Annotated in this window: 6 protein-coding genes and 1 pseudogene; 2 read left to right on the top strand and 5 right to left on the bottom strand. The window is 66.6% G+C overall.

Annotation, left to right across the window (positions count from 1 at the left end; translation table 11 throughout):
* From RWO33_RS18100 to RWO33_RS18090, 3 genes and pseudogenes are all read right to left on the bottom strand, one after another.
* Nucleotides 1–486 (bottom strand): annotated as a pseudogene (locus RWO33_RS18100) (helix-turn-helix domain-containing protein); the annotation flags it as partial.
* A 9-nt stretch (nt 487–495) separates the two neighbouring features.
* A complete protein-coding gene (locus RWO33_RS18095) occupies nt 496–1002 on the bottom strand; it encodes a hypothetical protein (protein WP_314106603.1) in 507 nt (168 codons plus the stop codon).
* Nucleotides 1003–1025: 23 nt separating this feature from the next.
* Nucleotides 1026–1553: a hypothetical protein gene (locus tag RWO33_RS18090; RefSeq protein WP_314106601.1), complete on the bottom strand. Its 528-nt coding sequence runs from the start codon at nt 1551–1553 to the stop codon at nt 1026–1028.
* Between the two features lie 185 nt (nt 1554–1738).
* On the opposite strand from RWO33_RS18090, the gene ppa reads away from it, so the two are divergent.
* Nucleotides 1739–2275, top strand: coding sequence for an inorganic diphosphatase (ppa, locus tag RWO33_RS18085; protein WP_145479274.1), 537 nt, complete (start codon nt 1739–1741; stop codon nt 2273–2275).
* A 150-nt stretch (nt 2276–2425) separates the two neighbouring features.
* Entirely contained in the window at nt 2426–3547 is a 1122-nt protein-coding gene (locus tag RWO33_RS18080; protein WP_314106599.1) for an HDOD domain-containing protein, read from the top strand.
* Between the two features lie 180 nt (nt 3548–3727).
* Here the strand turns inward: RWO33_RS18080 and RWO33_RS18075 are convergent, their stop codons facing one another.
* Complete coding sequence (locus RWO33_RS18075) at nt 3728–6580, bottom strand: TonB-dependent receptor (protein WP_314106597.1); 2853 nt, start codon at nt 6578–6580, stop codon at nt 3728–3730.
* Nucleotides 6581–6648: 68 nt separating this feature from the next.
* Nucleotides 6649–7156 (bottom strand): helix-turn-helix transcriptional regulator (locus RWO33_RS18070; RefSeq protein WP_314106595.1); only part of this gene is annotated, 508 nt, incomplete at its 5' end.

The raw sequence follows: 7156 nt of genomic DNA, 5'->3' as shown, positions 1-7156 counted from the left end.
CATCTGCAGCGCGCACGCGGCGAGCGCCGCCTCGGTCAGGGAAGCCATCGCCGCCAGGGCCGGCGTGGATGTGCCGCCGCGCAGGCGGGCCAGAGCCTCGGCGGCTTCCTGCCGACGACCCAGCAGCAACCCGCGGCGCGCCAGGATCAGCCAGGCCTGGGAGGCGTTATGCGGGTCGCCACGCCGGGCCAGTTCGGCAGCGGCGAGCTGCAGGGGAAGGATGGGACCGGTGAGGTCGCGGAGCGCCAATGCCACTTCGGCCTCGGCTACCACGCAGCGCGCCCGGGCCAGGACCTCGTCGGCGCCAAAGCCGCGCCGGGCCAGCCGCAGCAGCTCACGTGCGCGCTCCAGCTCGCCCAGCTGGGCCATGGCCACGCCACGCAGCGCCAGTGCCGGGGGATCGCCGCGCAGGGCCACATGGCCCAGCGCGGTCAGGACATCGCCCGCGGCGAGGGCGCGGGCGGCGGCGGCAAGCAGTGAATCCATGCCGGCAGGCTAGCGCAGGCAGTTGGCCAATGCCTCGAACACGGTCCTGCCCGTGCCGGGCAGCGGCTGGAACAGCGGCTTCGGTCCGTCCAGCGAGGCCAGCAATGCTTCCACGTTGGTGTGGGCGCCGATCGGGAAGCGGCACAGCCAGGTGGGTTGCCGGGTGACCAGTGCGCCGGTGTCCGGGTCCACCTGCAGTTCGCTGGCGGCGAAGGCCCAGCCGCAGCTGTTGACCCGCCCGCTCACCCGCTCCACCGAGCAGCGCAGCTTCATCGAGTGGTAATCGCTGTATTCGCCCTCGCAGAAGGTGTCGGCGCAGACGTCATCGAAGTCGTTTTCCAGACGATGCCGGAGGTCGCGGAAGGCGTTCCACTGCGCCTGCGGCGTGGGGTAGTCGACCAGATCAACATGCGTCGGCGGAATCACCGGCGCGGCGCTGGCCGACGGGCCGGGCCACAGCACGGTCAGCGCGGCAGCCAGAAGAGAGGTCCGGAGCAGGGGTGGCACAACATTCATGGCAGATCTCCTTGAAAGGCGGGTCAGGACAGGCAGCGGCGCAGGACGTCGAACAGCGACAGCCCGCTTCCGGGCAGGCGGTTGAACAGATAGCCGGAGCTGTCCGGCTGCAGGGTGGTCATGTGGGCGAGGAACGTGCCCGCAGGCAGCCCCGGCTGCAGCGGCAGCCGGCAGTACCACTGGCTGAGCTCGGTGGTGATGGCGCCGTTGGCGGGGTCGACCCGGGTCTGGCTGGCGACCACGGCGAAGCGGCAGGCATGGATCTGGTCGGTGCGGGTATCGACCACGCAGTCCAGGCGCAGCGGCCGGTAATTGTCCACGGCCCCGGCGCAGAACGCGTCCGGGCAGGCATCGGTGAATTCGTCGACCAGCCAGCGGTTGAGCTCCCGGTGGGCGGTGTCGTCGGCCGGCTCGCCTGGCCCGAGCCGCTCGGCCAGGTCGATGTAGCGCGGTGTACTGGTGCCTGCCAGGGACGGCAGGGCCAGCGGCAGCAGAAGCAGAGGGGCCGACAGCGGCAGCGCGCGGCGCAGACGAGGGGATCGGGCGGTCATGGGCGGACTCCGTGGCAGGTGCCCTACCTTGCGTCGGGCCCGCCTCCGGGACGATCAGCGTGGCGCCCGGGTGGCGGTCGGCGATTGCCGCGGCATCAGGTCGGCTGCGACCCACCCTGCACGGCGGCCGGCAAAGGCATAAAATGGGAGGTCTTATCGCGCCATCCCCCCTCTCGGAGCACACCATGGGTCTGGAACTCGTCTCGCCCGGCAAGAACCCGCCGGAAGAAATCAACGTCATCATCGAGATCCCGAAGGACTCGGAACCGGTCAAGTACGAAGTGGACAAGGAAACCGGCGCGATCTTCGTCGACCGCATCCTGTCCACCCCGATGCGCTACCCGTGCAACTACGGCTACGTGCCGAGCACCTTGTGCGGCGACGGTGACCCGGCCGACGTGCTGGTGGTGCTGCCGCTGCCGCTGATCCCGGGTTCGGTCGTGCGCTGCCGTCCGGTCGGCGTGCTGAAGATGAGCGACGAAGCCGGCAGTGACGAAAAGATCCTGGCCGTGCCGGTTGCCAAGGTCTTCAGCGGCTACGCACACGTGGAAGACATCGAGCAGGTGTCCAGCCACTGGCTGGAGCGCATCGGCCACTTCTTCGAGCATTACAAGGACCTGGAGAAGGGCAAGTGGGTCAAGCTGGACGGCTGGGGCGGCGCCGCTGAAGCCAAGCAGATCCTGATCGACGCCCATCAGCGCTACCTGTCCAACGGCGGCTGAAACTGAATGACCTCGCTCCGGCACGCCGTCGGAGCGATGGGCATCACGTTTTTACAATGAGGCACATCACTGTTTGTGCCGAATTGGGTACATTGCGACTTCTACACCGTCCACGGTGCGTACCACCGTGGTCACCCAGGGGATTGTGTCGTGCGTATTCTGCTAGTTGGGGACGAAGCCAGCCTGTCGGCTGAGCTGTTGGATTTCATTGCCGATCTTGGGGAAGAGTGGGAGCCGTTGACCGCCGCCGATGGCCAGACGGCCATGAGCATCGTGGCGTCCACGCCGATCGATGCGGTGATTGCCTGCCCCGCCCTGCCTGATCTCACCGCGACCACGCTGCTGGGCCAGATCCGGACGCTGCGTCCGGAAACAATCCGCATCGCGCTGGTCGAAGCGGCCCAGGGCAATCGCCCGCCGCCGGCCCGCCTGATCGGCGTGGCGCACCGGTTCCTGCCATTGCCACTGGCACCGGAGGTACTGCTGGAAGCGTTGACCAGCCTGGAAGAGCTGCGTGAGCTGCTCGACAGCGAGCGCCTGCGCAGCGCCATTGGCCGGATCGAAAAGCTGCCTTCGCCGCCGCACCTGTACCTGAGCCTGACCCAGGCGCTGGAGCACGACGACGACACCGACACCGCCGACGTGGCCAAGCTGGTCTCCGCCGATCCGGCGATCGCCGCCAAAGTGCTGCAGCTGTCCAATTCGGCCTTCTTCAACAGCGGCCGGACCATTTCCGACCTGCGTAGCGCGGTGACCCGGCTCGGCCTGGCCACGCTGCGCGACCTGGTCCTGGCCAGCGAGGTGTTTTCCGCCTCGGCCCTGTCCGGTGCCGAGCGCAACGCGCTGCAGCAGCGCGCGCTGCTGGCCTCGCGGCTGGCCGCCAAGCTGCTGCCGGAGTCGAGCGCCGAGCTGGGCGCAACCGCCGCGCTGCTGGCCGACATCGGCCTGCTGCTGCCGGGAGTGCGCAACGAACGCAGCGAGCCGGCGAGCGATGCCGACCCGCGCCCGGGCCACAGCGAAGCCGGCGCCTACCTGCTGGGACTGTGGGGTTTGCCGATGCCGATCATCGAGGCGGTGGCGTTCCACCTGCAGCCGCAGCGCTCGAACACGCGCAGCTTCTGGGTGACCGGTGCGGTGCACGTGGCGCTGGCGCTGGTAAACGGCGACCCGGTGGACGAGGAGTACCTGCAGCGTGCCGGCGTGCTGGGCAAGCTGCCGCAGTGGCGCGACCATGCCAATGGGTTGATGGGGCTCGCTACGGCAGACGCATAGGGCGCAACGACCCACGGTCGTTGCCTACCGGCGATGGTTTGAGAAACGATGATGGCGTGCCTCGGCACGCCATTTTTTTTGCGCCATGCAATCGGTGGATCACGACCGTTGGTCGTGATCTGAAAAAAAGGGCGGACCTTGCGGTCCGCCCTCCTTTTACTGCACCAGGGTTCCGATGGATCAGAACTTCTGGGTGTACTTCATGTACAGGAAGCGACCGATGTCGAAGCCGCCGTAGTAGGCGAAGCTCGAGTTCGGCGCCGAGTACATCAGCGGACCCTTGTGGTCGAACACGTTGTTCGCGCCCAGGGCGATGGTGGCATCCCACGGCGCCTTCCAGCTGACCTGCAGGTCGTGGAAGGTGTTGGAGCCGGTCTTGCGCAGCGGATCGGCTTCGCCATTGGCCATGTGATCCGGGGCATTGCACCAGAACTCGCCGGTGTCGATGCAGCCTTCCTTCATGCCCGAGTAGTAGCGCGCGGTGTAGTTCACACCGAAATCGCCGTACTGCCAGTTCACGCCCAGGTTCGAACGCACGCGGAACAGGCCGGCTTCGCCGACGCGACCGATCATGATGTTGTCGCCGGCAGCGTTCTGGCCCTGCTCGTCGTACTTGGACATGTAGCTGGTCTGCCAGTCGATGTTGAACTGGCCGATGGCCAGCTCCGGCAGGCGGTACTTGATGCCCAGGTCGTAGCCTTCGGTTTCCATCGCGCCGAGGTTGGCGGTGCCGTAGGTGATCGCGCTGACGTGGCCGTCATCGGCACGCACGACGCTTTCGCAACGGGCGCTGTTACCCAGCACGTAGCAGTCGCGCAGGATGCGGTCGACGCTGTCAGCAATGATCATGTTGCTGATTTCGTAGCGGTACCAGTCCAGCGAGATGTCCAGGCCCTGCACCCAACGCGGGCTCCAGACAAGGCCGACGGTCTTGCTCTTGGAGGTTTCCGGCGACAGGTTCGGGTTGGCACCCGAGATGAACTGGTCACCCGACTGGCACGGCAGGGTCGAGCACACGTTGTTGCCCTGGCCCAGCTGCACGTAGTCGGCCGGAACGCCAGCGGCCGAGCACGGACCGTTGCCGGCAACGCTGCCCGGCGCGGTGGTGCCGCACGGATCGATGTACGACTCGAAGCTCGAGCTCAGGCCACCGTACAGGTCGCTGATGGTCGGAGCGCGGAAGCCCTCGGCGTAGGTGCCACGGACCAGCAGCTCGTCCATCGGACGCCAGGTCAGGCCGAACTTGCTGTTGGTGGTGCCGCCGAAGTTGCTGTAATCCGAGTAACGGCTTGCAGCGTTGAAGGTCAGTTCCTTGGCATAGGCCATGTCCGACAGGATCGGCACGTTCAGTTCGAGGTAGACCTCGTTCAGGTCGTACTCGCCCCGGGTCGGCTTCTGGCCCAGGCCGGTGGACTGGCCAGACTGTGCGAAGGCGTCCGGCACATAGCTGCCTTCTTCCTTGCGGTGCTCCACGCCCACGGCAAAGCCGAGGTCGCCAGCCGGCAGGGTCACGATCGAACCGGCCAGGTTGGCGGTGAAGCTGGTGGTCTTGGTTTCACCACGGGTGGTGTAGGTCGGGAACAGGAAGTTCACCAGCTCCGGGTTCGACAGCGAACCTGCGCCAGCGACGCCGTACGGCAGCAGCGGGTTCCACGGCAGGCAGTCGCCCACGGTCGGGTTGGCCGCGGTGCCGCAACGGGCAACGCCGTTTGCGTCGATGAACGAGGGGCCCAGCGCCTGCTTGGCGGCGATCAGGCTCATGTCGCCGTAGTTGGACTTGACCGACTCGTTGCGGTTCCACAGCGCGCCGACGTCCCAGTCGAAGGTCTTGCCGGCCAGCTCGAAGTAGCCGCTGACGGTCGGGGCGAAGCGCAGGGTCTTCAGCTGGCTGTCGGTGGTGCGCGGCACTTCCCACAGGCGGCGACGGAAGTCGACATTCTGGCCAACCGGGTTGAACGCGCTACCGGCGGTCAGCGGAGTGGTGAACGAAGACGACTGGTACGGGTAGCCGGCGATCTGCTGGAACGTCTTGCGCTCGTTGTAGAGCACGTCGGTGTTCAGGCTGATGGTGTCGGTGAAGTCGTAGGTGCCGTTGACGTACAGCGACTTGCGCTCGACACCGGTCAGCAGGGTCATCTGCTGGTTGGAGTTGGCGTACTCGTCGGCGGTCAGCGCGTGGTAGTCGTTCGGGTTGTTCGGGTTGCCACCCTCATTGAGGGTCTGCCACACGGCGGTCTTGGACGTGCGCGAGCAGTCGTAGGCCAGCGGGTTGCACCAGCTGCCGTTCTGGCTGATCGGGCTCCAGTCGGCCGAGGTGGAGAGCGGACCCAGGCTGCCGTCACGGCTGTACCAACGGTCCTTTGCCCACACCGGATCCTGCTTGTTGTACTCGGCCGACAGGGTCAGGCTGCCGCGCTCGCCGGTAGCACCCAGGGTCATGGAGTACTGCTGGGTTTCGCCGTCGCCCTTGTCGTACTGGCCGACATAGACCTGGGCTTCGCCGCCGTCGAAGTTCTTGCGGGTGATCACGTTGACCACGCCGGCAATGGCGTCGGAACCGTAGATCGACGAAGCACCGTCCTTCAGGATCTCGATGCGCTCGACGGCCGACATCGGGATCTGGCTCAGGTCCTGCAGGCCGGCGGTGGAAGCGCCAAGGCGCTTGCCGTTCATCAGCACGAGGGTGCGCTCGGCGCCCAGGTTGCGGATGTCGACGTAGTAGCCGCCGACGTTTTCGCCCGAAGCCAGCGACTCCGAACGCGAAATGGCCGGCGAGCCGGCCGAGGTCAGGTTGTTCAGCACGTCAGCGACGCTCGAGAAGCCCTGCTTTTCCAGGGATTCGCGGGTCATCGTCAGGATCGGCTGCTGGGTCTCCATGTCGGCGCCACGGATGCGCGAGCCGGTGACCGAGATGCGATCGAGGTCAGTGGTGCCGGAGGCTGCTTCCTGTGCCGAAGCGAAGCTCGGCACGAGCGCCAGCGCAATGCCGGCCGGCAGAAGACCCAGCCGCACTGCGGGAGTACGAAAATTCATCAATCTCTCCAAGGTACGTTAGTAGCGTGTTAAACCGCCTCGGAAAGTTACGATTGCGTTACCGTTAATTATTTGCGCGATGCCACCGGACTGTTTGCCGACTTTGGCGGAAGCGTCCCGCCGGTCTGGCGGAAACCCGACGCGGACTGGCCATAACGGGCGCGGAAGGCGCGCGCGAAGCTGCAGCAGTTGTCGAAACCGCTGGCCGCGGCCACTTCGCCGATCATCATGTCGGTATCGCGCAGCAGGTCGGCCGCACGCTCCAGCCGGAGGCGGGCGGACAGCGACTGCGGGCTCTCTTCGTACAGGCTCTGGAAGGTCTTGGAGAGGTACCAGCTGGAGAAGTTGGTCAGCTCGGCCAGTTCGCCGATGCGCACCACGCGGTGGCTGTTTCCTTCCAGGAACAGGCGCGCACGCTGCATGCGCCCGAACACCTGGCGCTTGCGGATGCGCGAACGCCCGGGGCAACGCTGCACGCCGGTAGCCATGCCACGCTGCATCGAGGCCAGGTGCAGCAGCACCGGGCGCAGCGCCTGCGCCGGCTGGCCGCTGGCCAGCGCGTCGCGCCACAGGCGC

Origin of the sequence: uncultured Stenotrophomonas sp. (assembly GCF_963519925.1) — a bacterium.
Lineage (GTDB): Bacteria > Pseudomonadota > Gammaproteobacteria > Xanthomonadales > Xanthomonadaceae > Stenotrophomonas > Stenotrophomonas maltophilia_AE.
The sequence above is the reverse complement of the archived record's forward strand: the minus strand, read 5'-3'. Positions and strand labels throughout refer to the sequence as shown.